At 36.5% G+C, this 25259-nt stretch carries 33 protein-coding genes and 1 pseudogene; 9 read left to right on the forward strand and 25 right to left on the reverse strand.

Annotated elements, in window-relative coordinates; translation table 11 throughout:
• Positions 1 to 134: 134 nt before the first annotated feature.
• The 9 genes from J7Q84_RS06725 to J7Q84_RS18305 all read right to left on the reverse strand — a co-directional run bounded on the left by J7Q84_RS06725 (position 135) and on the right by J7Q84_RS18305 (position 6966).
• Entirely contained in the window at positions 135 to 731 is a 597-nt protein-coding gene (locus J7Q84_RS06725) for a hypothetical protein (RefSeq protein WP_209093751.1), read from the reverse strand.
• A 108-nt stretch (positions 732 to 839) separates the two neighbouring features.
• On the reverse strand, positions 840 to 1070 hold the full coding sequence (locus tag J7Q84_RS06730; RefSeq protein WP_209093752.1) for a helix-hairpin-helix domain-containing protein: 231 nt from the start codon (positions 1068 to 1070) through the stop codon (positions 840 to 842).
• A 35-nt stretch (positions 1071 to 1105) separates the two neighbouring features.
• Positions 1106 to 1801: a polysaccharide deacetylase family protein gene (locus J7Q84_RS06735; RefSeq protein ID WP_209093753.1), complete on the reverse strand. Its 696-nt coding sequence runs from the start codon at positions 1799 to 1801 to the stop codon at positions 1106 to 1108.
• Positions 1802 to 1947: 146 nt separating this feature from the next.
• On the reverse strand, positions 1948 to 2964 hold the full coding sequence (locus J7Q84_RS06740) for a S66 family peptidase (protein ID WP_209093754.1): 1017 nt from the start codon (positions 2962 to 2964) through the stop codon (positions 1948 to 1950).
• 143 nt (positions 2965 to 3107) lie between these two features.
• Entirely contained in the window at positions 3108 to 3905 is a 798-nt protein-coding gene (locus J7Q84_RS06745) for an ABC transporter permease subunit (protein ID WP_209093755.1), read from the reverse strand.
• Between the two features lie 31 nt (positions 3906 to 3936).
• Positions 3937 to 4734, reverse strand: a complete 798-nt coding sequence (locus J7Q84_RS06750; RefSeq protein ID WP_209093756.1) for an ABC transporter permease subunit — start codon at positions 4732 to 4734, stop codon at positions 3937 to 3939.
• Positions 4735 to 4740: 6 nt separating this feature from the next.
• Positions 4741 to 5625, reverse strand: coding sequence for an ABC transporter ATP-binding protein (locus J7Q84_RS06755; RefSeq protein ID WP_209093757.1), 885 nt, complete (start codon positions 5623 to 5625; stop codon positions 4741 to 4743).
• Between the two features lie 27 nt (positions 5626 to 5652).
• Positions 5653 to 6300 carry a TetR/AcrR family transcriptional regulator gene (locus J7Q84_RS06760; protein ID WP_247739119.1) on the reverse strand — a complete coding sequence of 216 codons (648 nt, stop codon included), beginning with the start codon at positions 6298 to 6300 and terminating at the stop codon, positions 5653 to 5655.
• A 417-nt stretch (positions 6301 to 6717) separates the two neighbouring features.
• Positions 6718 to 6966, reverse strand: coding sequence for a Ger(x)C family spore germination C-terminal domain-containing protein (locus tag J7Q84_RS18305; RefSeq protein ID WP_348519830.1), 249 nt, complete (start codon positions 6964 to 6966; stop codon positions 6718 to 6720).
• Positions 6967 to 7219: 253 nt separating this feature from the next.
• Here J7Q84_RS18305 and J7Q84_RS06770 point away from each other — a divergent pair, with 253 nt between their 5' ends.
• The 3 genes from J7Q84_RS06770 to J7Q84_RS06780 are packed head-to-tail and all read left to right on the forward strand — an operon-like array spanning position 7220 to position 8968.
• Positions 7220 to 7558 carry a hypothetical protein gene (locus tag J7Q84_RS06770; protein WP_209093758.1) on the forward strand — a complete coding sequence of 113 codons (339 nt, stop codon included), beginning with the start codon at positions 7220 to 7222 and terminating at the stop codon, positions 7556 to 7558.
• Position 7559: 1 nt separating this feature from the next.
• Positions 7560 to 8441, forward strand: coding sequence for an FAD:protein FMN transferase (locus J7Q84_RS06775; RefSeq protein ID WP_209093759.1), 882 nt, complete (start codon positions 7560 to 7562; stop codon positions 8439 to 8441).
• Positions 8438 to 8968 (forward strand): ferric reductase-like transmembrane domain-containing protein, encoded by a 531-nt coding sequence (locus J7Q84_RS06780; RefSeq protein ID WP_209093760.1) that lies wholly within the window; start codon positions 8438 to 8440, stop codon positions 8966 to 8968. The genes J7Q84_RS06775 and J7Q84_RS06780 overlap by 4 nt, the downstream gene beginning before the upstream one ends.
• 91 nt (positions 8969 to 9059) lie before the next feature.
• Here the strand turns inward: J7Q84_RS06780 and J7Q84_RS06785 are convergent, their stop codons facing one another.
• Positions 9060 to 9743, reverse strand: a complete 684-nt coding sequence (locus tag J7Q84_RS06785) for a hypothetical protein (RefSeq protein ID WP_209093761.1) — start codon at positions 9741 to 9743, stop codon at positions 9060 to 9062.
• Positions 9744 to 9950: 207 nt separating this feature from the next.
• On the opposite strand from J7Q84_RS06785, the gene J7Q84_RS06790 reads away from it, so the two are divergent.
• From J7Q84_RS06790 to J7Q84_RS06805, 4 genes and pseudogenes are all read left to right on the forward strand, one after another.
• Positions 9951 to 10376: a DMT family transporter gene (locus J7Q84_RS06790; protein WP_209093762.1), complete on the forward strand. Its 426-nt coding sequence runs from the start codon at positions 9951 to 9953 to the stop codon at positions 10374 to 10376.
• 40 nt (positions 10377 to 10416) lie between these two features.
• A complete protein-coding gene (locus J7Q84_RS06795; protein ID WP_209093763.1) occupies positions 10417 to 11115 on the forward strand; it encodes a Crp/Fnr family transcriptional regulator in 699 nt (232 codons plus the stop codon).
• Between the two features lie 57 nt (positions 11116 to 11172).
• Positions 11173 to 11640: a DMT family transporter gene (locus tag J7Q84_RS06800; RefSeq protein WP_209093764.1), complete on the forward strand. Its 468-nt coding sequence runs from the start codon at positions 11173 to 11175 to the stop codon at positions 11638 to 11640.
• Between the two features lie 52 nt (positions 11641 to 11692).
• Positions 11693 to 12386: pseudogene (locus tag J7Q84_RS06805) on the forward strand (YjjG family noncanonical pyrimidine nucleotidase).
• A gap of 96 nt (positions 12387 to 12482) precedes the next feature.
• On the opposite strand, the gene J7Q84_RS06810 reads toward J7Q84_RS06805, so the two are convergent.
• The 5 genes from J7Q84_RS06810 to J7Q84_RS06830 form a co-directional block, all read right to left on the reverse strand.
• Positions 12483 to 13205, reverse strand: coding sequence for a TMEM164 family acyltransferase (locus J7Q84_RS06810; RefSeq protein WP_209093765.1), 723 nt, complete (start codon positions 13203 to 13205; stop codon positions 12483 to 12485).
• A gap of 588 nt (positions 13206 to 13793) precedes the next feature.
• Positions 13794 to 14423: a pentapeptide repeat-containing protein gene (locus J7Q84_RS06815; protein WP_209093766.1), complete on the reverse strand. Its 630-nt coding sequence runs from the start codon at positions 14421 to 14423 to the stop codon at positions 13794 to 13796.
• A gap of 279 nt (positions 14424 to 14702) precedes the next feature.
• Positions 14703 to 15392 carry a DUF421 domain-containing protein gene (locus J7Q84_RS06820; protein ID WP_209093767.1) on the reverse strand — a complete coding sequence of 230 codons (690 nt, stop codon included), beginning with the start codon at positions 15390 to 15392 and terminating at the stop codon, positions 14703 to 14705.
• Positions 15393 to 15657: 265 nt separating this feature from the next.
• Entirely contained in the window at positions 15658 to 16593 is a 936-nt protein-coding gene (locus J7Q84_RS06825) for a peptidoglycan-binding domain-containing protein (protein ID WP_247739121.1), read from the reverse strand.
• Between the two features lie 261 nt (positions 16594 to 16854).
• Positions 16855 to 17277 carry a VOC family protein gene (locus J7Q84_RS06830; RefSeq protein ID WP_209093768.1) on the reverse strand — a complete coding sequence of 141 codons (423 nt, stop codon included), beginning with the start codon at positions 17275 to 17277 and terminating at the stop codon, positions 16855 to 16857.
• Between the two features lie 440 nt (positions 17278 to 17717).
• Here J7Q84_RS06830 and J7Q84_RS06835 point away from each other — a divergent pair, with 440 nt between their 5' ends.
• The gene (locus tag J7Q84_RS06835; protein ID WP_209093769.1) at positions 17718 to 18071 is read left to right on the forward strand and encodes a nuclear transport factor 2 family protein; all 354 of its coding nucleotides are present in this window, start codon (positions 17718 to 17720) and stop codon (positions 18069 to 18071) included.
• A 60-nt stretch (positions 18072 to 18131) separates the two neighbouring features.
• On the opposite strand, the gene J7Q84_RS06840 is transcribed toward J7Q84_RS06835, so the two are convergent.
• The 10 genes from J7Q84_RS06840 to J7Q84_RS06880 form a co-directional block, all read right to left on the reverse strand.
• Positions 18132 to 18680: a GNAT family N-acetyltransferase gene (locus J7Q84_RS06840; protein WP_209093770.1), complete on the reverse strand. Its 549-nt coding sequence runs from the start codon at positions 18678 to 18680 to the stop codon at positions 18132 to 18134.
• 351 nt (positions 18681 to 19031) lie between these two features.
• Positions 19032 to 19166 carry a hypothetical protein gene (locus tag J7Q84_RS18555; protein WP_280635566.1) on the reverse strand — a complete coding sequence of 45 codons (135 nt, stop codon included), beginning with the start codon at positions 19164 to 19166 and terminating at the stop codon, positions 19032 to 19034.
• An 18-nt stretch (positions 19167 to 19184) separates the two neighbouring features.
• Positions 19185 to 19565, reverse strand: coding sequence for a hypothetical protein (locus tag J7Q84_RS06845; protein WP_209093771.1), 381 nt, complete (start codon positions 19563 to 19565; stop codon positions 19185 to 19187).
• A gap of 617 nt (positions 19566 to 20182) precedes the next feature.
• Positions 20183 to 21100 carry a pseudouridine-5'-phosphate glycosidase gene (locus J7Q84_RS06850; RefSeq protein WP_209093772.1) on the reverse strand — a complete coding sequence of 306 codons (918 nt, stop codon included), beginning with the start codon at positions 21098 to 21100 and terminating at the stop codon, positions 20183 to 20185.
• Positions 21101 to 21242: 142 nt separating this feature from the next.
• A complete protein-coding gene (locus J7Q84_RS06855; RefSeq protein WP_209093773.1) occupies positions 21243 to 21665 on the reverse strand; it encodes a DUF1801 domain-containing protein in 423 nt (140 codons plus the stop codon).
• A 412-nt stretch (positions 21666 to 22077) separates the two neighbouring features.
• Entirely contained in the window at positions 22078 to 22527 is a 450-nt protein-coding gene (locus J7Q84_RS06860) for a S1 domain-containing RNA-binding protein (RefSeq protein ID WP_209093774.1), read from the reverse strand.
• A gap of 160 nt (positions 22528 to 22687) precedes the next feature.
• Complete coding sequence (gene arsC, locus J7Q84_RS06865; RefSeq protein ID WP_209093775.1) at positions 22688 to 23113, reverse strand: arsenate reductase (thioredoxin); 426 nt, start codon at positions 23111 to 23113, stop codon at positions 22688 to 22690.
• A 28-nt stretch (positions 23114 to 23141) separates the two neighbouring features.
• The gene (locus J7Q84_RS06870; protein WP_209093776.1) at positions 23142 to 23780 is read right to left on the reverse strand and encodes an MIP family channel protein; all 639 of its coding nucleotides are present in this window, start codon (positions 23778 to 23780) and stop codon (positions 23142 to 23144) included.
• A 25-nt stretch (positions 23781 to 23805) separates the two neighbouring features.
• The gene (locus J7Q84_RS06875) at positions 23806 to 24153 is read right to left on the reverse strand and encodes an ArsR/SmtB family transcription factor (protein WP_209093777.1); all 348 of its coding nucleotides are present in this window, start codon (positions 24151 to 24153) and stop codon (positions 23806 to 23808) included.
• A gap of 227 nt (positions 24154 to 24380) precedes the next feature.
• Positions 24381 to 24608, reverse strand: coding sequence for a hypothetical protein (locus J7Q84_RS06880; protein ID WP_209093778.1), 228 nt, complete (start codon positions 24606 to 24608; stop codon positions 24381 to 24383).
• Between the two features lie 119 nt (positions 24609 to 24727).
• On the opposite strand from J7Q84_RS06880, the gene J7Q84_RS06885 reads away from it, so the two are divergent.
• The gene (locus tag J7Q84_RS06885) at positions 24728 to 25000 is read left to right on the forward strand and encodes a hypothetical protein (RefSeq protein WP_209093779.1); all 273 of its coding nucleotides are present in this window, start codon (positions 24728 to 24730) and stop codon (positions 24998 to 25000) included.
• Positions 25001 to 25259: the final 259 nt, after the last annotated feature.

Consider the following 25259-nt stretch of genomic DNA (forward strand, 5'->3'; position numbering starts at 1 on the left):
TGAAATTACATAATAACTGAAGTAAGTACTCACTTTTTACAAATGCTAATAAATACTCCTAAGACAGAAAAAAGAGTATATAGCACTATACACTCTTTTTTCCTCTCCTTAGTAATATCCTTACATTGATTCATTCAAAATCCTGCATTGATTTCCACTATCATATTAACCCAATCTGTTCTTTTCAGTGCATTACCTCTATACTCGTCCCAAAAACTCTCATTTGTCAGCTTATCTCTATCAAAATATTTTCCAAAAATAGAATGATAGTTGTTTAATTTTTCTTGATGCTGCTTTAGCTCATCCCGCTGCTCCTTACTCAGAATTAACGTTTGAGAATGGCTATCTTCCATTAGTGTCACGTATTGAGCAAAGTAATTATTACTGGCTATATACAGCAAGGCATTCACGTTGATTTCTGTATCGGACGTTGATAATTTTAGTGCATTTGCAGTATGAATTAAATGCTCCATAGATTCCATTAAATCACGCCTCAAGCTGGCACCATATTCACTATCCATTTTTGATACTTTGCCTGCGTTCAGGATTTCAGCATTTGTACTTACAATGTGAGAAAGACTGTTTATATACACTTGAAGATTATTAGCTATTTGATAAGATAGCTCCTTCTCATATACACTGTTCTTTTTTAAAGCGTATATATTTGAGATGGCACTACATACAAACAGCAAGCAAACAAAAATAAAAATTGCGTTTCCCCTGTTTGTCATATACTCATCACTTATCCTATAAAAATTACCTATTCATTCTCGTTTATTTTACAGTTTATGTCATACATTCCTTATCACCTTTTACACCGGCATATAAGAAAAAAGCCTTTATTTATTTTGGAATGATAACCCTTTATCGGCAAGAGAACGACGAATTTGCTCTAATGCTTTTGGTCCCATACCGTGCAACTGCAGTACATCAGATTCACTAACTGTGGTGAACTGCTCAAGGCGCAAGTATCCAGCCCCTTTAAGTGCACGCTGCGCCGGCTTGGCTAATCCGGGCGGAAGGTCGCTCTCCCCTTCCACCTGATAGAGCTGTTTTTCGTTCTGTTTCATACTGCTTTCCCCCTTCTCAAACAAACATTACTTCATTATTTCCCTTGCAATGTCTGTAGTTCGTTTACTGTAACGAATGTATATCCTTCTTCTGACAACGCTTGTAATATCCCTTTAATTACTTTAAGCTCGTCACCAGTTTTATCGTACATTGGATGGATTAAAATGATAGAACCGTTTTTTACATTTTTCTTTACATAAGCAACCTGATCAACAGACACATCTGGTTCAACATCCCACATTATCGTATCTCTATTATGTTTATTTAGATAATAAGGCAGTGCTATAAGCTTCTTTCCAAACGGAGGACGGAAATCTATTTCATCTTTATATCCAATACTTCTAATTAGCTTATCTGTTTTTTCAATTTCTTCTGCAACAAAAGAAGAAGATTTGAAGACCATTCGCTGGTGCGAATAGCTATGATTTCCAATTTGATGCCCGGATTTTGCAATTTTTTTAGCTTCTTCAGGATGTTTTTCTATATCAGCTCCAATTAGAAAAAAGGTTGCTTTTGCATTATACTGCTCCAGCAATGGTAAAATGTCATCTACATTTTCTGTTGGCCCGTCATCAAATGTCAATGCAACTGCCTTTTGGCTCGTTTCTACGTGATTGATTAGCTCACCAAACAGCTGAAAGCTTCTAGCGTTCATTAATTTATAAGTGCTTACTAATAAAAGAAAAATTACTAAAATTATCATTCCAACTCTTATTACTATTTTTTTCATAACCTCTACCTTTCTAGGAGATTATAAGCCTTTCCTGTATATTCTCCGTCCTTTTAGCTCTTCCTTCTTCAATCGGATTGCCTTTTCATCTCATAAAGACATGATTCTTCCTTTGAGAGAATGATGTTTGATGCATATTGATTATGCTACTGCGTAAAATGCTGCAAAACGGTTCCTTTTCCGTTTTCTACTTTCACCTCAGCAAAGGCACCATTAATAAATGTGATTTGCGGAGGCACATGACCACAATCAATATCATACATAACGGGTATGTGCAGCTCCTCAGAAAGCTCTCTATACACATCCACAACTGTATAGTCATCCACTGGATGATTGGCAGGGCTTCGTCCAAACAGAATGCCGGAGCAATGCTCAAACCATCCTGCCAGCTTCATTTGGACTAATGATCTGCGTAAATCTGTCGTTGTTAATTCACAGTTTTCTAGATACCATATTATAGGTTCGTCTGTAAGAAATTGGTTTCTAAAGCCTCCTACATCGCCATATGGTGTACCGATTACATGTCTGATTACATCTATGCAGCCGCCGAGTAAACGGCCTTGTATTTTCACATCATTAGTTGAAGTTGTTTTCCAATCTGTTTGTTCTGTTAAATGAAACACACACGGTGAAGGGTTATCATGCTGCCATTTTTTTTGATACTTCGCTGAGGAATGCTGAAGAATAGATTCTCCCGTTTTTGTTGCTAGTACGTTTTGCCACATGGCAGTCGTATCATCCCAGTATTCTCCTCTTAAATCAACGAAGTTCGTTCCGTGAGCAGTTGCTATTCCGGTCCGTAACGTAATTGCCAATAACAATACACTGGTATCTGAATAGCCTAATACCCATTTGTTTTGTATATGCTCAAAATCTACATATTCCAGCACCTCAAGTAATAGTTCTCCGCCCCAAGGAGGAATAATGATATCAATTGCTTCATCTTGCATCATTTGATTGAATTCCTCGCCGCGTTTCTTAGCAGGTGCTGATTTTGCTTTACTTTGAGTCCAAACCGTATCGCCGCAAATGACTTTATACCCTCTCACCTCCATACGATTGCATGCAAGTCTAAACATATCATGTAATTCAGCTCGTACCCCCGATGAAGGTGCTGTTACCCCAATTGTGGCACCCTTTGCTACAAACGGATATTGAATCATACTTATCCCCCCAAAACACTTTACATGATTTTACCAAAGGAAAATTAGCTGAACAAGACCTATTTCATCATCTTAACGTGTTTTTATAGCAAAAAATACCCCGCCACATCAGCAGCAGGGTGTTCCTACACACATTTTTCAGATCACACATATAAATCTCTTTTTTTGTAAAAAACAAAGGTCAGTCCAAATAGTATTACAATAATGAGAATTGACAATAGAACAAATACAGTTTCAAAGCCTCCGCCATACATCATATTTTTCGCTTCATAATATTTAAACGGTGTTATATATTTTAAAAATTCAAGCTTATCGTTCAGGTCGATAGCAACTGATAAAATGTAAGCGATTAAAAGAACTCCTGTAGAGAGCGAGGCAGCCTTTTTTGGCTTTTTATATGCAGCGGCTATTGCTGTACCGACTGCCAAAAAGATGAGCTGCAGCATAAGCATTCCTACTATGGTGATTATAATATCTCCGCCAACGGATTCACCGTTACTGTATTTGCCGACGATGATAATACTCGAAACTAAGGAAACAATATTAAAAATGAGGATGTTAGCGAAAGCTGCGAGTAATTTTGAAATAATAACCTGATTTCTTGAAACAGGTTTTACAAACAAAAACTCTGCTGTCTTATCCCGCTCTTCTTTGGAGATAATCGTAGCTCCCAGCATCGCAGCATGAATGGTCGCCATTAACACCAAATATACAAAGAGTATCCCGTAATATCCGGATGCCTTTGATATATCCAGCGATCCTACCCCCATAATAGCCTGCAAGGATTTAGGCATTTGCGCCATGATATCATTCATAGATTGACCAGATGAGGATAAACCAACATATTTCCCCATACCTGATGCTATAAGAAATATCACACCTATACACCATATTATAATTGCTTTTCTATGAGCTTTCATTTCTCTTAAAAATATATTCATAACACAGCTCCTCCTTTCAAGCCCAATATGCTTACACCGTATGGATATCCTTTTTCGTATAAACTATATAGCTGGCAATAAGCGCAATAACAACAATACCTGCTCCTGCATATAAAAAGGAAGCTTCATAGCTTGCATGTTCCATAATATAAGCTGTGTCAAAATATTTAAATGGCGACAGATAGCGCTTAGCTTCATCCCCGCTAGTCGAAGCGAGCATGCTTAGAAAAAAGAAACAAAAGACAGTCCCAAGAGACACAGTCAGCACAGATTTGATTTTTGAAAAAACAACAGAAATAATGATTCCTATCGCAAGAAAAATAAGCTGTACAAAAAACATCGAAAGGGAAATCAAAATAAAAGTTTTCATGCTGTAGTCTTCTGTCGTTACCTGCGATATCATAATATTAGCAGCAATTAAATATACAATATTTGTGATTACCAGCGAAACAACTGCTGCCAATAGCTTAGATGTTAATACTGTTGTACGTGAAACCGGCTTGGTTAAAAGAAAGTCTGCCGTTTTTTCACGAACCTCCTTGGATATAATAGAGACTCCTAGATTCATTCCTTGAATAGATGCACAAAGTGTAATATAGAAAAACGCATAGGAATAGAACCCTAATACCGTTCCAATGCTGTCTAGTTGAATCCCAAGCACTTGCCTTACTGCTTCTGGAAAGCCTTCCATCACCTTTTGAAATTCGTCAATATCCTTTGCGATGGATGGAAAGAGCGACATAAAGAGGAGCACGATGCCGATTAAAGAGAGTGTCCATATCATTGTGGATTTCCGATAAGCCTTTAGTTCATGAAAAAATATATTCATAGCTTATTAGGCCTCCTTTTCGTAATAGTGCATAAAGATCTCCTCAAGATCGGGCTCTTCAATCCAAAGATTGGCGATTTCAATTTCAGAGATTTTTTTCATTACAATATTAATATCTCCTCTAAACAAAAAGCTGATGGTATTTTCTTTTTCTTCCAAGTTAGTAACACCTGTTATATTAAAGAAGCCCTTATTAATTTTATTTTTTAATTCAATTTTGAACTTTTTATGATTGTTTTCTTTTAACACGCTAATCTTTTCAACTTGCACAATTTCCCCTTCCTTAATAATCGCTACCCGATTACATAGGCGCTGAACCTCGCTTAAAATATGGGAAGAAAATAAAATTGTTGCCCCTTTTTTGTTTTCTTCTTCCAATAATTCAAAGAACTTATGCTGCATAAGCGGATCCAGCCCGCTTGTAGGCTCATCAAGAATAATCAGCTTTGGTTCATGAAGCAGTCCTTGAACAATCCCGACCTTCTTTTTATTACCTAAAGATAAATCATCAATTTTTTTAGTTAAATCCAAATCGAGAATTTCGGCCAATTCTTTAATTCTCTTAGTACAATCTTTTTTATAAAAGCTAGCTGAATATTTTAATAGATCAATAACCTTCATATTGTCATAATAAAATACTTCAGATGGAAGATACCCAATCTCCTTTGCAATTTCAGGAGCAAATTCAATACAGTCCTTACCGAAAATTTTAGCGCTTCCGCTAGTCGGATAAATCAATGATAACAATGTTCGAATTGTTGTGGATTTCCCTGAGCCATTCGGACCGATAAATCCAAAAATTTCTCCCTCCTCCACATGAAAGCTTACATTAGAAATCCCTCTAGACTTTCCGTAATGTTTCGTTAGATTATTGATTTCAATTACATTCATTTTGAGAATCCTCCCTTTTTTCTAGATTCAACTTCTCTCTTTGTAGAAAGATGCTTTTAAAATTTCAATGTACTCATCCATTTGCGAGAATACTTCGTCTAAATTTATTTCATCTACATTCAGCCCTAACACTTTCTCCTGCTGTTGATAGGCAAAGCCTTCCATCGTCCAATAAATAATTTGAATTGCTTTTTGGATATCGATCCCTTCTTTAAATTTTGAAAAATCAATATCCCCAAACATTTTGCTGTAGCTGCTATTAATAAATTCTTTATTTCTGTTTTCTAAATCTTGCTTCACTTCAGGAGCGTCTTCTGTTGGCACCATTTTAATGAAATTAAATATTTCAGGGTATTTTTGGAACAGCTCCATTTTTAATACTGCGATGTGCCGATATCGAATAAAGATGTCTTTTTCATCCCAATCTATATTGGCATAAATCTTTTCTAAAAACATTTCGATAAAATGGTCATACAAAAATAAATACAAGTCCTTCTTGCTATTGAAATAGTGAAATAATAGCCCTTTTGAAATACCGGCTTCTTTTACAATCTCATTTGTAGAAGCGCTCCGGTACCCTTTTTGAGCAAATTCTTTTGTTGCTGCATTTAAAATGATGTCTTGCTTCTCAGCATCTAAATTAAAAAATTTCGAAAATATAGAATTAACTTCCATTAAAACAACCTTCCCTTTTGACCACATTGGTCAATTTCATTATAATACCGTTGACTAAAGTGGTCAATAACTGATATCCATATTTTATTTACCTTCATAGCAGAATATACATGCCCCTCGCTTCACACGGCAAAAGAACGTTACAACCGCTCATCCTATCAGCCCTTCATTTGGGGGATTTCACTTTATATAGCAACTTACATTCTGGCTTTAGCTTAAAAAATCCTTGTCTGCTTTGAAAAAGGATTTATTTCATAGATCCAGACGTACCGTAATCAGTAACTGTTATTTTCACGTTGTATGTAATGGCAGCCTTACTAAATGTGCTATCCCAATCTTTTTTACTTTTTGCTATACTTCTGGATATTCAATTCTCAATCTGTCTCCAAATCCAGCTACATCCACTTTATATTCATGTTACGTTCTTTGTAATACCCCCTCCACCAATCGCTTCACTTCTTTTTCTGCGGCTGCTTCTTCTCTTTTTAGAACAGTATTTTTATTAGGAGATTCCGACGCCACCCAGTATTCAGCTATCCGCCCTTCCGATTGGATATCCACATCAAAAGAGATTTTGTTTCCATCCACATGAGGCTGAATATGACTTGTCATTGATTCTATCTCATATATAATTGGTTCATTTGTCTCTTCATCAAAGCTTTTCACTACCCTACTTTTCCCTATCTGTCTCTTTATATCCCGTGTTGAATGCATATATTTTGGCTATGATCAATGAATAGAGTTGGCTTTTCGAGATTAGCGTTCATAAAAAATCAGCAGAAGTACATATTTTTAAGCAAAAGTTAAGGAAGCCCCCTGATAATAAACATACGCAGAGAACAAAGGTGCATGTACATCTCCTTCTGTTCTTGAAAGCACCTTGTATAAACATAACACTATTTATATAAAGGAGAATCATATGAATCAAGAAAAATGGATTTCATGGGTTGTACGATTAGGAAGTGTTTCACTGGTTGCAGGTATGGTATCCTATCTGGCATTTACACATCATTCCGAAAGCACAACAGTCAGTTCACAAGAGCAAGCTGACATTGATCAGCCTACTCAATCAGACGAAAGAAATTACAGCAGTTCAGATCATCATAGAGATGCATTTGGCTCACATGTTAATAGACAATCACAAGAGAATAGATTCAATCAAGGATCTGACGGTCAATATTCCGATAGGCAGTTTCCTGGAGGGAACGAAGGCTTTGAGCAGCATGACGGCTATGACACAACAACAAGAGGGACGTAATATGAAAAAATACACCTTTAAAGCAATGAGTACTGTAGTTGAAATAGGTACCTTACTAGATTTGCCCGAAGATATACAATGTGTGGTAAAAGAACAGCTTCGGACGCTCGAAGCTGCTTGCAGCAGATTTCAAGAGAATAGTGAGCTTTCAAGTTTGAACAAACAGCTTGGCAAAGAAATGCCAGTATCCTCTCTTCTTTTTGATATTTTGCAAAAGGCACAAGTATTTTATGAAGAAACTGACGGACTGTTCAACCCTGGTATCTTACGTGCGCTTGAATATGCCGGATACTCAAAATCAATAGAATATATTCGGGGAAAAGCAACGGACTCACCATCTTCTCCACCTCCTTATCCAGTTCAAATGTTTCCATATACACTTAATGAAGGCCTTCAGGCAGTTACACTCCATACAAAAATTGACTTAGGCGGTATGGCGAAAGGCTGGATCCTTGATGAAATTGGAACATATTTAGAAACACATGGAAATGGCTTTGTAAATATCGGAGGAGATATACGTATTTTTGGCTCCTTGCCGCATGCTTTACATATAGGCATTGAGCACCCGTACCTTGTAAATACAATCGTTGATTCTCTTACTATCTCTTCAGGTGCAATTGCAACTTCCACCTCCATGAAAAGAAGATGGCTAGTAAATGGAGAATGGAAGCATCACTTAATTAACCCACTTACAGGACAGCCATCTGACAGCACCCTTATTTCATGCACTGTCGCTGCTCCTACTGCCATACAAGCAGACATTTGGGCAAAAACGATTTTGCTTTTAGGAGAAGAACAAGGCCGTAAATGGCTCCAACAAAAAAAGATTACTGCAGTTCTGCTAAATCACCACAATGAAATATGGAAGGGGGAAACAATATGACCACTTACGTATGGTACTTTATTCGTGCTACCGGTACCGTCGCCTATCTTCTCTTATACGCTTCGGTCATGGTCGGACTCTTTTCACAAGTACAGAAAAAACGAAGAAAAAAAGTCAAAAACACATTACATCTTCATGAAGCTCTCTCAAATTGGGCACTGATTCTTGTTACCTGTCATCTTGTTTTCTTATTCTTCGATACGTATTTGTCCTTTCAATGGTTTGAGCTGTTCCTTCCATTTACTACAGATTACAAACCGTTTCCGATGGCAATCGGTACATTTTCTTTCTATATATTACTAATCACATTCGTAACAACAAAGCTTAGAAAGAAAATAGGTATCCAAACATGGCGCAAGCTTCATATGTTAACGCCCTTTTTATATATTTTCGTCACCGCTCACGCCTTATTAATCGGTACTGATTTCCAAGCATTCTCTATTTTTATATTGAACATGGTGCCTCTAGCTGTTTTCCTATGGCTCCTCTTTAAACGTTATGATACTGGTGCAGTCGTAAAATCATAGGCACCTAAAGTTATCTATCCTCAAAAAAGGTACTGAACTTGAGTCAGTACCTTTTATATTCCTTATCCTTCAGCATTAACTTATATAGCTCCTATCTACTTTCATCAGATTGTATCCATATACGAAGCGGCCCTAATGATTCCCATCCGCAAGAAAGTATAGCGGCTAGGTCGCCCTTCTGTTCATACCCCACCATAGGCAATTTGGGAAACTCCGTTGCAACCGCTTGGACGATATCTTTCCACAAATTTTGATTATGATAATCCGTTGCAAACACATTGGATATCCCAACTGCACCTGCCCCCGCATTTGCTATAAATCCTGATAGTTTGTCTCGATTCTCGTGTATAAATATTTTCACATCATCTCGTCCTATAAGCTGCGGCTTGATTATTTTTTCTATACCATAAGCTGCGGTCCACCTTGCCAAATCTTCCTCCGTTGTAACGACACGCCATGCCGACACAGCAGATTCTAAAACAGGAGCATGATAAATCCATTCCGCATCAAACAGGATCTTAAAGCCAAAAGGTTCCATAGCCAGATTCGCAAAGCTATCCTTAATGGATAAAATGTTCCTGTCTCCAATAAACTCTACCACTTCTTGCGTAGTTACGTTTTTATTGGAGGTAATAATGTCAGGATAAAAAGGAGGAGCTTCAGAAGCTAAGCCCCAAACATTCCCTCTCGAATTGTGCGTAATACCGTGTGTTTCGCTCACAATCCCGCACCAAATAATATTATTTAAAACCGCTGTGTTACTATACGTGTCCAATTTTCTTTCTCCTTTGAAATATACTCTCTGTATTAATGTTCCATAATCAATACGTATATCCCTATGTATTCGTTTAAAATCACCAATTATTTATAGCTTTCAATTCAAGAAAAACGAAGTCTATGATAATTGAGGACATATGTCCTTTTCAATGTACCTGGATATGTTATTCAATAATAGAGAAATCTATGTTAGGGAGAGATAAAAATGAGGGGAAGTTTATTTGCATTTTTAGGAGGGGCCTTTATAACCTTACAAGGTGTAGCCAACTCTCATATTAGTCAAGACATCGGCACTTGGCAAACTGCAACCATTACCCAGTTAACCGGATTCATCGGGGCGTTGCTGGTCCTGGTGTTCGTCCGAGACAGAAATTGGCGAAAGGTAAAGCAGGTAAAGCCGTTATATTTAATCGGTGGTTCTTTCGGAGCTTTGGTTATCTTCAGCAATGTAACAGCGTTTCACAAAATCGGTGTTACTCTTACAATAGCTTCTTTACTAATAGCTCAGCTCTGTTTAACTTTCTTAATTGATAGTAACGGATGGTTTGGCGTTGTAAAACAAAAAATGAGCTTACCCCAGTTTATCGGCATCGGTATGATGATAGCTGGTGTGGTCATATTAAAGTTTTAAGACTTCCAGCACATCACGAATTCCAGGGGGCAGTTTTATCATGAAAGAGATTAAGGATCGGGAGCTACTGTATCATTATTTACATGTGTATCAAATACAATCCATATTTAATGAACAGCTATTACCTCATTTATCACTGTATAGTTTTGATCAAGGTGAGCTTATTTGTTCCCAAGGGGAGCCTTCACAATATCTATACGTACTCGTCAAGGGAAAGGTTAAAGTCTTTACCACCTCGCCGGATGGTAAAGCTTTGATTCTTTCGTTTAAGACTCCACTTGAATTAATCGGCGATATTGAATATATACGAGGTACTAATATTATGAATACGGTTGAAGCAGTATCACCTGTTTGTATGATTCGCATTCATTATAATTGGTTAAAAAAATATGGAAAAGATTATTCTCCCTTTCTGCAATTTTTACTAGAAATTATCACACAAAAATTTTATGTTAAATCCAATTCTTTGAGCTTCAATTTACTGCATCCTGCAGAAGTGCGATTAGCGAGCTATCTAATATCCGTCTCTATTGATGAATCCAATTCTCTATTTCAAGATAAACTAAATGCAGATAGTTTAATAGATGTAGCAAACTTAATTGGAATAAGCTACAGACATTTGAATCGCGTTATTCAAAAGCTATGTACAGAAGGTCTAATTGAACGCAACAAAGGATTTATCCTTATTAAAAATCTAGAAGGGCTGCGTGCGCTTGCAGGCTATAATATTTACGAATAGATGCATCTGTCACATATACACCTCAACATAAAATTGATAAACAGGAGAGTTAACAGTATGATTTCAGGACTATTATTGGCGCTTACCGCGGGAACACTGGTCGGTTTGCAAAACATTTTCAACAGTAAAGTAAATGAACGAGCGGGTTCTTGGACAACCACGACATTAGTGTTAGGTATGGGGTTTCTCGCTTCACTCACTATCGGTCTCATCTTTGAAGGAACACATATGTTTACCTTAGACCATATGAAGCCTTGGTATTGGATTAGCGGTTTGATTGGAATAGGAGTAGTGACCTGCCTAGTAAAAGGAATCAGACTGCTTGGTCCTACGTATGCCATCTCTATAGTTCTCACATCCCAGCTCGGATTTGCTTTATTGTGGGACTCACTAGGATTATTTGGTCTCGAAAAGGTTCCCTTTACTTTTAAGCAGTTGCTAGGTGTACTCGTCATAGTCGGCGGCATTTTTGTATTTAAATTAAGCGGTAGAGATGTGCCAGAACATAACTTTGAGCAGGCTTAATTGATTGCAGAAACTACTATACTAGTAAATAAAAAGAAAGGATAGGGAATATATTTTACAAAAATACACAACATTATTCTTTGATGTAGATGACACACTATTAGACTTTGAAGCAGCAGAACGCCTTAGCGTTACGTGTGCTTTTTGAGGAACAAAACATTCCGTTAACTTCTGAAATCGAAGCACACTATAAAAAAATAAATCAAGGTCTGTGGAGGTCCTTTGAAGAAGGCAATATAGCACGAGATGAAGTAGTAAATACTCGCTTTTCCCTTTTGTTTAAAGCCCATGGTCAAGAGGTCGATGGTGTGTTACTAGAGAAGAGCTATCGCAGCTTCTTAGAAGAAGGCCATCAGCTTATTGAGGGGGCTTTTGAATTAATAACGAACCTGCAGCAGCAATATGACTTATATATCGTTACTAACGGTGTTTCACAAACCCAGTATAAACGATTGCATGCTACAGGATTACATCCGATATTTAAAGATATTTTTGTTTCAGAGGATACGGGCTTTCAAAAGCCCATGAAAGAATATTTTGATTATGTCTTTGCACGTATTCCTCATTTCTCTGTGGAGCAAGGATTGATTATCGGAGATTCCTTAAATGCAGATATTAAAGGCGGGCATCTGAGCGGGCTGGATACGGGCTGGTTCAACCCTACCATGAAACCAAATACCAGCACAATTATCCCAACCTATCAAATACAACAACTGGATGAGTTATATCAAATTTTAAAATATTGACTATCTTGGAAGACTAAGAACTTACACTTAGTCTTTTTCAGTTTGTTCCTTTTAACTCTTCCTCCTCACTATCCCTAAAACTCAATAAACTGTCTGTTAGCTACCTTTCAACATCTCTGTTTTTTCATTCTTATATGTATCACGAATTGAGGACAGTTTTATACTCCATAAAAATAGAAATAATACAAGTGCCATAACTAAGATAAAAGCTCCGGTTATACTTATATAATACAGAAGCGGATAGTTTATAAACCAAGATGGAAATATAATCATTTTTTCAGTAAACATATAGTTTCCACCTGTTAACGGATTGTACCACAAGGATAGCAGACCAACTCCAAAGACGAACAGACTTGACCATGCTAGCGTATCTTTTGATAATTTTAATCGAATCGTCCATACAGAAAAAAATGCCACCGTGATCAGGAGTACATGATACTCAAAGTAATATAAGATTCTGATACTCGGAGAACCTTCCGGTGTAAATGGGAATAACAAAGCTAACATCGGTCCTCCTACTAACGGTAAAATCAGTATTTCTAATAATCTATCCCAATGAAAAAGTAATGCTAAACTACTTAAAACGAGTAGGATAGAACAGAGGTGAAGTGGTAAATCAAAGGTAACATCATAGTTACTTTTTGCAAAATATCCAGGTGTAAAAATCATAATAAACTGATAAAATGATTCAGAACCTAATAAAATAAATACTAAAGCATATCGAATACGATTTTGAATATGCCCAGCTAAAGATTTGGTATACAACAGTGTACCTATCAAAAATAAAGTAAAAAATGAAAAAATTTGATAATACATCATACTTTGATACTTTTATCCTCCTATACTACTATTTCTGCCATCATACATCTTTTCACATCCTATAAAAATTATATTATCACCTCTATTTTTATAAATTTTAATAATATAAAATTTTTAATTTATATATAATTATATATACATAACAATATTAAGTAAACGTACAATATCCATTGTATTTTTTAATATTTTTGAAATTAACTATATAAATTTAATAATTCCTTCAAAAACCACAGTTTAACTTAAAATCCCTGCAAATCACCCTAAATATCTTATAAAAACAGCAAAATGAATGATCTTCTTTTCCATTTAAGTTTTTGGAATCAAATCGGATATACAGTTGCGTCAATTTTTCGGAGTAATAGCTAAAGAATGTAAAACACCCTGATTATTTGCTTTATTTTGGCTTCTCTATAGTATGATATATCTGCTGTTGAATCTCCTAATGTACCAAATATATACTCAAATCAGTATCTCCAAATTCAGTGAATACTAAGGCATATAGAAAAAAAGAAGGAAGCTTAGCTCTCCTTCTCTTTTTCTATAACGTATGTATCATTTCTATTACATCTAAATCATACTTTCTTTTCATTACTTATATTCAATTTTAATGCCTAACAGCCGTGCAATACTCGCAGCTTGCGTAAAATGGATTTTCAACCCTTTAGCAAGTGCCGGTGATAACAGAATCTCGTCAAAGGTTGAATTGGAAAAATCCATAGTATTTAACTTAGAATCCGTAAAGTCACTAGCTTCTAACTGGCATCGAGTAAAATCTACTTTTTTAAAATCGACTTCTTGAAAAAAAGCACCTTCTAGGTTACATCCGTTAAATACAACATAATTCAACTTACTTTCAGAAACATTCATATATCTTTGGATGTTGTTCTGAAAAACTACATCAGTTAGCCTCGAAAGCATGAAGTTGGTCCCTATCAGTTTGCAATCTTCAAATTCTGTACGATATATAGTTGAGCTTTCAAATGAAATATTTGATAAATCACAATTGATGAAAATACAATCTAATATTTCAATATTCTTAAGATCCTCAGTTAAAAATTCACAGTTTTCAAATTTGACTTCTTTTATTTTTGTATTATAAACAGAGCTCTCAATTTTACAATTTTTATAGCATGTGTCTGAGATTACATCCTCTAAGAATACTGTTTCGTCACTAATGGTTTGAGTTATAACTAAATCCGGCTTTGTAATTGACTTCATAGCTTTCTCCTTTGGACAATACTTTTATTTTACAGTTTCACGATTTAATTGTATCATAGAGAGTTTTAAGAAGGTGCCTGCATTTTAAAGATATATTTCATAACAAAAAACTAACTTTCAATTCCTTTAAATCGGTAACCATATATTAATTATGTCTACTTACTTTTTATCACTACAGACGACTGCTTATACAAATAATCGTATTCCTCTATCTATTAAGCAAGTAAAAGACACTCTGATTTATCAACATATATTCGCCATTAATATTCTAATTTGCAATCATAGTTCATCTTTAAAACACTGAATAAACAAAAAATCAGCTGAACTTAGTACCGCATACTGTATATCTTTTATTATGAGGTTTCGTTTCTTCACTTCATATAATAGCCACTCTTTACTCGGGTATGCCGACTGTAAATTTGCATGAACGAATTCACCATTTATTATAAGCTCTAGCGGTACTTTATTTTTCATAGCTGAAAACATTCCAAGCTCTTGCTTTGTCGGGTTACGATAAGCTTCTTTTTTTAAAACAGATATTTTCCCGCTATTCTCAAGTACAACATACTCTACTTCTTTTATATCAAAAATATCTTTTTCTCTTAATAATTGCTGCAGCATATCCAATGTCATATTAAGTTTTTTCATATTCTCTTCCACTATCTTGCCATTTTGGATAATCACAGCTGGCTGTCCGGAAATCCATCTTCTTATATGACGGCTTTTTGTAGCTATATGTGCTAAACCGAGTGTGATGAACGTAAAAGATAAAAACGAAGCAATCATGGGCAAAGATTTAATATGCAAATTAAAGGCAAGATTTGCAGCTACAGAGCCAATCGTAATATAAAAAACAAAATTATAGTATGTACTCGTCGAATTTACAGTTTTTCCAAGTTTATTTGCCATAATCATTAATAAACAAAAGGAAACAAAGGTTCTAAGGATTGATTCAATAATATCGTGCATGCTTCTTTCTCCAAATCTTATAAGATACTTGTAAATAATCATTTACAGTATGCATGGAATCAAAAGAAAATATGTTATGAAGAACACCGCCATCAGATGGACTTGGTGCAAAATCTAATTCATGTTGTAAACAAACATTGAACTTCCCTCACTTACTTTTTATGAAAAACTGCAGTAGAGATCTTCTCACTCAAAATAATAAAATTTTGCCAAAAAAGCTTCGCCCCTTAAAAAAGGCGAAGCTTTTTCCAGAAAACTGTTCGCTTTATTTAGAACCTTTACCTTGCTTTCCACCAGGTGCAGGCCCTTCATTGTCACCTTTTCCTTCGCCTTGATCTTTACCAGGACCTTCGCCTTGACCCTTTCCTTGGTCTTTATCTTGGTCCTCATCTTTTCCTTCGCCTTGGTCCTCACCTTTTCCTTCGCCTTGGTCCTCACCTTGGCCTTCTCCTTGGCCTTCTCCTTGACCTTCTCCTTGGCCTCCGCCTTGACCTTCTCCTTGACCTCCGCCTTGACCTTCTCCTTGGCCTTCTCCTTGACCTTCTCCTTGACCTCCGCCTTGACCTTCTCCTTGGCCTCCTCCTTGACCTTCTCCTTGGCCTCCGCCTTGACCTTCTCCTTGGCCTCCGCCTTGACCTCCTCCTTGGCCTCCTCCTTGACCTTCTCCTTGGCCTCCTCCTTGTCCTTCTCCTTGGCCTCCTCCTTGACCTTCTCCTTGGCCTCCGCCTTGACCTTCGCCTTGACCTCCTCCTTGGCCTCCGCCTTGGCCTCCTCCTTGACCTCCTCCTTGGCCTCCGCCTTGACCTCCTCCTTGGCCTCCGCCTTGACCTCCACCTTGGCCCTCACCTTGGCCTCCTGGCTTCGGAGAGATTTTCAGACTTGCATAAGCATACATAATTGATTCAAGCGTACGGCTATCTACCGCTCCAGTAACCGGAAGACCATGTCGTTTTTGATAATACTTTACTCCACGAACTGTTGCTTCATCGTAATGACCATCAATTTTACCTGCATAACTGCCGAGTGATTTCAACATCCCCTGAATTACAAATATATCAGATCCATGCGCACCTTTACCGACAGCCAAACCAACAGCCGGCATGCACACCAATAACATGACCGTCAATAGCAACGCACTGATACGTTTTCCTCCAGCTCGCCCAAAGTTTAGTTTGTTTCCGTTCCAATCCCATTTTTTCAAAAAACACACCATCCTTCAAAAAATTTTCCAATTATTATTGGTACAAATGTTACTATCCCCTAATTTTCGTTGAGTACTACAAGTATTTGCTTGCTTCTTAAAAGCCCCGCTATTTATTGGCTTATACATTGTAATGGTTTTATAAAAATAAAAAATGAATAAATCCCGTTCTTCTATTAAGAAGAATCATGACATTATTTACTACACACAAAAAAGCACCGTATTACATTAAAGTAATACAGTGCTTTTCAAAAACAGCTATTATCCAACTTGCGTGGAGATTTGCCAAAATACCCCGTATTTATCTGTTACTTGTCCATATAACGGGCTCCAGAACGTTTCTTGTAGCGGCATTATTGCTTTACCGCCTTCCTGTAATTTTGCGAATACTTCCTTTGATTTTTCTACATCATTTATCATAATAGCTATAGTCACGTTTGACCCAATTTCATAAGGCTGCCCCGGGAATGTATCAGAAATCATAAGATCCGTGTTGCCAATTTTTAAATGTGCATGTAAAACACGCTCTTTTACCTCAGCAGGAACAGAGAATTCCGGGCTTTCAGGCATGTCTCCAAACGTTTGCAGGCCTTCAACCTTTGCATCTAATGCATCTTCATAAAATCTAACCGCTTCTTGTCCATTGCCATTCAACACTAAATAAGGATTAATACCTAAAATCATAAAAACACCTCTTTCGTAAAATATATTGTTTAGCTTACATAAACATATGTATCCACAAAAACAGAACAAACGTTCCTATTTATTTTACTATACATTCTCTGTTTATGGAACCCTTTAACAGAAAGTTTTTTACCTTTTTGCAGAAATACGCATATAAAAATGTTAGTGCAGCTACATTTAACCTGTTCCACCTGTCATGTTGCACCATAAACAAACCATTGCCGATTTCACTCTCAGATTTTTATATCTCCTTAGATAGCTTCTCCTCTTGTTGAAACCGTAAACACCTTTGTTTGATTTCTGTATCGTGACCTTATTAAGTTACCTTAGTTGTAATATACCATTTTTCTATGATTAAATATTGTAAAAATTATTAAATAATGGTAAAAATATAGTCTATAGAATACTAGAAAACTATCTGAAGTAGGGAGATATTTGATATGACCGAAGAAAAGCTGCAACAAGTCATATATAATTTAGAATGCAGTCACCTGAAACCACATGTGCGAGTTTCGGAAGAAGAGCTATCGCTTATACTGGCGGACGATTATTTTGAATTTGGCAGCTCGGGGCGTGTATGGCAAAGAGAAGATTTTAAAGGAGAGCAGCCATTATCACCAGATATCTTTTCGATTTCTGATTTTAACATGCATGTGTTATCTTCAGATTGTGTTCTAACCACCTATAAAATTTTCAATGAAACGAGAGGAACCCAAACTCTGCGCAGTTCGATTTGGAGAAAAAGAGATGATCAGTGGAAATTATTTTTCCATCAAGGAACAAAAACGAGCTGACAGGAATGTAGGTTAAACACACTTCAAAACAAAAGAATACGAGGGCAAAGCAATGAAAGATTAGCCTTTTCTATTGTTACGAGCATACTCTATGAGCCAGCAATCTTGATATTTCCCCTCATGATATTCATGCTGAGGAAGATATTTCACCTTTTTAAAGCCGCATTTTTCATAACACGATAATGCTCTTTGGTTCCAAGCTTGAGGATCCATTACAATCTTGTCCGCATACTTATGTTGAATCAAATATGCAATCATCAGTTTTACAACCTGTGTCCCAATTCCTTTATTCCAACATTCTGCTTCTCCAATGAATTGGTCTGTTCCATATATAGTTTCTGACTCATTGTATCCATATTCTTTTTTAAATTCGGATTCTAATAAATAGAATTGAATATATCCGATTGCCTTGTTCTCAAACTCTATAATGCACCCTGTCACATCATTGTCACGTTGATAGAAATGTTCACTCACCTTTTTTATATCATGAGGATTGTCTCTTCCTTCATAATATTGAAGCACAAGTGGATTGCTTAACCATTGAACGAGCAAAGATTTATCAGATTCTGTAAGCTCTCGAATGTTTAGCTTACCCTTACTTGTAATCATACTGTTCTTCAAAACCTCCTTTATTCCATCGTTTTGTACTTTCATTAAATCCAAAAGTGAAACAGGCAATTTAAGACCTAAAATCTCCTTTGCTTTCTTTATGATTTCTTCATTTGTAGGATAGCTAATATGTTTACTATTGTTGTTCCAAAATCCTTCACCCTGATAATATTATTTCTTAACAACATACGTCTTCTTAAGCAATCCTGCTCCGTTAGTTTATTAAGCTTGTTGTATAAGCTAGGGGATAGGCGCTTGCCTCAAGTATTATTTTGGGCAAGCTGCCTATCCCCTTGGTTCTTTATTTTCTGTGCTTTAGACAAAAAGTTAAGATCACAAAAATCTTGGGTATTATTTTTTGGAACGTTCACTAGCGTCCTCAGACTTTGGTTGCGTAAAGAAAAACACCAAAGCGGATAATGCAACTGCTGAAAGAAATACTACACCTTTTGGTGGTTTTATCGTCGGTAAATCAGATAAAGCCATACCTATTCCCCCTTCTTTCTATTTTTTTTGCAAATATTTCCCAAAATCATAAAGCATTCGTTCGACATCGCTTCCTTCTCTCTTCTCTCCTCTGAATGGAGGCCCTCCGACAACAATAGTAAATCTTCCAGAAGTAATATAGGTTCCTATTACATTAATTTGATCAGTAAGCAGCAATACCCCTGTCAAAATATTAACAATATCGATAGCCCCATCTACTATTGGACGCCTCGGATTGCTTTCAACCCGAGAACCGCCCGTAATTGGCCCCGATAATGATAATGAAAACGCATCTCCTGTCTGTATAAAAACTCCTCCAATGGTAATTTGTCCGATAAAAATTAGAACAGCTGTTATGATATCAAGTTCGCGTAGTATTACTTCTATTTCTTTACTCAATCATATTCACCATCCTTTGCACCCTTTGGAGGACCCGAAGAACTTCCTTTATTTAATTAATTTATGCGTAGCAATCAAGCTGGGTGTAGAATACCGTAAAATATTGTGGGTTCACTTTTATATGAAAATGAACAAATCGAATTTTCAGGTAAATAGCTTTTCATAAATCATGCTATTCCTGCTTCAATTAAAGGGAGTGGTTATGAAAAAACACAGATAGACAAGAATCACATTTTTTATAAAAATTGAACACTTAATCACAAAGAAGGAATCCATTTTGATCAATCTTTTTTTCGAAATGGATTCTTTTTATTTATCTTAACATACAGATTTATAAGAAGTTTTCAATCAAACTTTATTCCAAATCTACAGCTATTGTTTTGTCATTGTCACACATACATCTGCACGGCGCAAGAATAACTGTTGTAAATTCCATATGCCTCCATGCTTTAATTTGAAAAGGTTTATATAAAAAAGAGAACAAAGTGCTATACCTTGTTCCCTTAAATATATTATGATTCAATCGCCGCAGGAGACTTCTAGCAGCTACCTCTATTGAAAATGCTCCTCTTATCTTAATTCAATGATACTTTCTTCTGAATCCACAACTCTTAGTATTATCTCGTTTTATTGTAAAAACTAACGGAAAGTTGGCTGCCAACCTTAGCATTGTGTTTTACTAATGCTATATTGGCATCAAGGCTTTTACCTCCCGTTAGTTCTTTAATTTTCTTCAGCAAAAATGGGGTATTCTCTTTACCAATTATATGTTTTTCTTCTGCTTCTTTGATTGCGTGATCGATAATTTTATTTATGTATGATTCGTCCATCGCATATTCTTCAGGAATAGGATTAGCGATTACCGCTCCGCCCTTAAGATTTAATTCCCATTTCGTTTTTAATATTTCTGCGATAACATCGACTGAATCAGTAGAAAAGCTTAAGCGATGCTCACTCGTTCTTGTATAAAATGCCGGTAAATACTCTGTTTTATATCCAATTACAGGAACGCCTTTTGTTTCAAGATATTCTAACGTCAAAGCCAGATCTAGTATTGATTTAGCACCTGCACAAATTACAGCAACATCCGTTTGAGCTAACTCTTCAAGGTCAGCTGAAATATCCATAGTAGTTTCTGCCCCTTTATGTACTCCTCCAATACCACCTGTTACAAATATTTTAATGTCTGCTAGATCAGCACAAATCATTGTTGACGCAACAGTTGTTGCGCCTAATTGTTTTGTAGCAATAATTTGAGCTAAGTCGCGTCTAGATACTTTCGCAACACCAGAGCTTTTACCAAATACCTCTAATTCCTCATCTGTTAAACCAATTTTAATTTTCCCGCCAATAATAGCAATGGTTGCAGGAACAGCACCGTTATCACGAACAATTTGTTCCACTTCACGAGCTGTTTGTACGTTTTGTGGATAAGGCATGCCGTGAGAAATAATAGTAGATTCTAATGCAACAATTGCTTTCCCTTCCTTTTTTGCTTGTTGTACCTCTGCAGATAATTCAAGATAGTTTTTCATTTAAATTCCCTCCATATCTAACATAGTTATTATTTCTATTCTCCATAATCTACTGTAATTAAGTAGCTGCTCCTTTTACTAACTGAGGAGATATACATCGAGCAGTATGTGAAGGACGCAGCATAACGATATTAGGTGTCACTCATTGATTCGGATAAGTCTCTTGCAAGAATCTTACAGATTGGTTAATTAACGCTTTTAAAATATTGACATCAATGTCTCCTACTTTATTAATATACACACACGCTTTTCCTGTCGTATATTTTCCAAACTCCTTTAACAGTCCCTCTCGCTCTGTGTCACCCGCTGGAAAATACAAACTGATTTTTGCTTTTCGAGGTGAAAAGCCAACTAACGGCGCATCGCCTTCATGTCCCGATTTATATTTATAATGATAGGAACCAAATCCAATAATACTCGGCCCCCACATCTTCGCTTGATACCCCGTCGTTTCCGTAAAAACATCTAACAATTTATATGCATCTTCACGTTTTTTAGGACTTTGAACAGTTTCGATAAACTCAATAACACTGTTGTCATTTTCTTTTGTTTTTAATTCGTACATAATGTAGAACCTCTCCTTTTCTTAAGTCTCCTTTTACAGATAGTGCTTTTAATTAACACTCCTTGTGGCGAGAGTTCTCTCAGCAAAACTTATCGATTGCGAGTGAAACAAGGAGATATCTTAGGGGTTATACTTGAAGTATTCGATTGAGACAAAATTTCCCCCTCCCCTTCTTTCTTATTTATAATAAATTATAAATTATAGATTTTTGTATAAGCCAGCTAGAAAGATTGAAAAAGAATGCCAGAAACTGCTATAAGAAAAGAGGACAAGGTATCATACCTTGTCCTCTTTCCTTAATCTTTTTAGTAAACTGGCACGCTTTTGATTTACCATTTGCAATATGCAAAAAGGCAAGCCCGTTTATCGGCTTGCCTTTATCTATAGGATAAAAGATTGAACACGCAATGAATTATCCGCGTCTTCCACCTCTGCCGCCTCGTTTTCCTTCAGTGCTGCGCTTAAGGGTAGAGAGGGTCTCTTCACTAGACTTCAAAAAACGAGCCATTTTATCTTCAAAACTTTCTTTTGGTTGGAACTTGTTTTTTGAACGGAAGTCCTTGGAACGATTGTCAGTTTTTCCTTGACGTGGTGGACGTTGGGAATAAGAAGACTCTTGTCCCTCTGGTTTATCTATAGCTTTTTTGATGGACAAGGCAATCTTTCCATCTTTCTCACTAATTACTTTTACTTCAACTTCATCTCCTACTTTGAGATGGTCATTAACGTCTTTCACATAGTTATTTGCTACTTCACTGATATGCACAAGACCTGTTGATCCGCCTGGTAATTCTACAAACGCTCCAAAATTAGTGATTCCTGTTACTTTGCCTTGTACCTTGCTACCTACTTCAATTGACATAAAAAAATGTTCCCCCTTAATAATGTTACCACTCATTCATTATAACAAATAAAAGGGTACAATATCAATGCAATAGTCCATCCTCTTTGTATTTTAATGCATTTTTCTGACAATATTCCTCCAAAATGAAAAAAATGCTGTAAATCAGCACCTTTTTCATTTACTGTTCAGCTCGAAATGTACCATGTTCTGCAAAGTATTTAATAGATGTACTTATTTCATCGCGAACGCGTTGAAATTCTGACCATTCCTTACCTGCCGGGTCATCAAATCCTACGTGTATCTTACGTGCATTTTCTTTGCGGGGATGTACTGCTGGACAGTGTTCTGCTGCATGTCCGCACAAAGTGACAATTAAATCAGCATTGTTCAAAATTTCAGAGTCAATTACGTCAGAAGTTTGATTTGAAATGTCAACTCCCGCCTCTTTCATTGCCTTTACAGCGTTTGGATTCAGACCATGTGCTTCCAGTCCCGCACTGTACACTTCCCACTCATCTCCAAGATGTTGTTTCGCCCAGCCTTCTGCCATTTGACTGCGACAAGAGTTACCTGTACATAAAAAATAAATGATTTTCTTTTCCATTTGTCATGTCTCCTTTTAATATGTTGATTTACTCGTGCATAAATTTATACACAACTGTTGCCGTAATGGCTCCCACTATTGTCGCAACAATATAGATCCAAAGATGCTCTAAGTGACCTGAGATAAGCGCCGGGCCAATAGAGCGTGCAGGGTTCATCGATGCACCGCTTATCGGTCCCCCAAACATTGCTTCCAGCCCAACTGTAGCACCAATCGCCAGTCCGGCAAATGACTTGACTGCTTTACCATGAACAGCCGACCCTAAAATAATCAGCATTAGAAAAAAGGTAAGAATAAATTCCAAACCAAATGATTGAAGCTCTGTTCCTCTTGGTAGAGTCGCACCTAACGTCCCAACATTTCCAAATAACATAAGCATCGTCATGCTTGCCAATACTGCACCTGCTATTTGTACAATTACATATCCAATCGCATCCCGCTTGTTCGTATCACCAAGAAGGAAAAACCCAATTGTCACAGCCGGGTTAAAATGTGCACCTGAGATATGTCCAAACGTATAGATAAGGGCTGTCACGACAAGTCCAAAAGTTAGCGCAATGCCAATATGCGTTAAGCTCTTTGTGATTTGATTGATTACAACGGCTCCTGTTCCAGCAAACACTAAAAAATATGTCCCTAAAAATTCTGCCGTTAGTTTCTTTCTCATATTATAAACCCCTTTACTGTACTACCTATTCATCACAACATGTATTTAAGGAGCACTTTTGAATAATCTGTATCTTTTCGTCAGGATCTGGAACATGCTTCAAAACATCCTCAATCAGATCGTATAAATTTGTTTGTGTATTAAGAGAATAATAAATCCACTGTCCTCTTCGCTCCTCTTTGACAAGTCCTGCATCCTTTAACTTACGCAAATGCTGACTGATGGAAGGCTGACTCATGTCAAACACCTCAAGAAATTCGCATACACAACATTCGCGCTGCTTTAAAATTGAAACAATGGATAAACGGGTTTTATCTCCTAATAGCTTCAGTGCTTGCGACACACGCTCTATATCCAGCATGGTTTGCTCCATTCCAACACCTCCATTTTATTATTATATAATTATTTACTTATATATCAAATAAAACAGTTATGAAATTTTTAACATGATCATAGAATGGTTTGCTTTTATTTGCTGATGAAACCAAAACGTCCCTCCTTTCGAATGGAACCCTGCCTCTAAATGAAAAAATACCACCTTATCTCATTGTACAAGATGGTACCTCATCCTAATAATAATTTGTGATTAGCTAATGTATATTATCTTTTTGGAAATGCCTCATTTTCATCAATTTGCTTTCCTTCGAATGCAAAGTCCACTTTTAAGCTGGCACCTTGAAACTCGTTTCCAGCACTCTCTTTCAATTTGACTTGCAGACGAAGCTCAAATGTATCTCTTGCTTTGAACTTGTCAGAGTCAGTTGGGCTGTTTCCCGTACCTTTCTTGGATGGAAACACTTGTCTAATAATGTCTTGTTCTAATTCCATTGCAATTTTTTCAATTCACTATAACAGGTCCCTTTTATTGGTTATACATGCACTAAAACTCCAACTTGAAATAGCCTAAAATAGACCTTAAATATTTCGGGAGGGAGCTGTATAGATATATGGAAATGGACGACCGAACGCGAAAACAATACTCTGAATATTTATTGGAATGGTGCAATCATCTTTACTTTCATTGGGAAGGCATGAGACTGAAGTTTTCAAGACTATTTGATTTAAAAACTTTAGAGGAATGGGAAGAGCTATATTGGGAATTAAACAAAAAACTACAAACAAATGCAAGAGCAGACCTTATCGATTTTCAGATAGCTCAAAGCCTATATGAACAGTGGGAACTGTTATATGGAGAATCCCAAGCTTATCTAAGTTGCTAAAAATAACAAAAAACACTTAGGAGAAATCAGAAGTTTATCCTTTTAAAACAAACAGCAACTCTACACTGTCTATTGAAACGTATGTAAAAAAGTATTGATGAGTAACCTTCTGCTCTTGTAAATGATTTCCTATACGTACTGTATCCTTAAACGTGCTTATTGCCATTATCCATACGATCTGAGTTGCTCAAAGTCAAAAAGGAGAAATCATCACATGATGACTTCTCCTTTTTTCATTATAAATTGCTGAACTTGCTAC

It is taken from the genome of Bacillus sp. 165 (assembly GCF_017742235.1).
Lineage (GTDB): Bacteria > Bacillota > Bacilli > Bacillales > Bacillaceae_G > JAGHKQ01.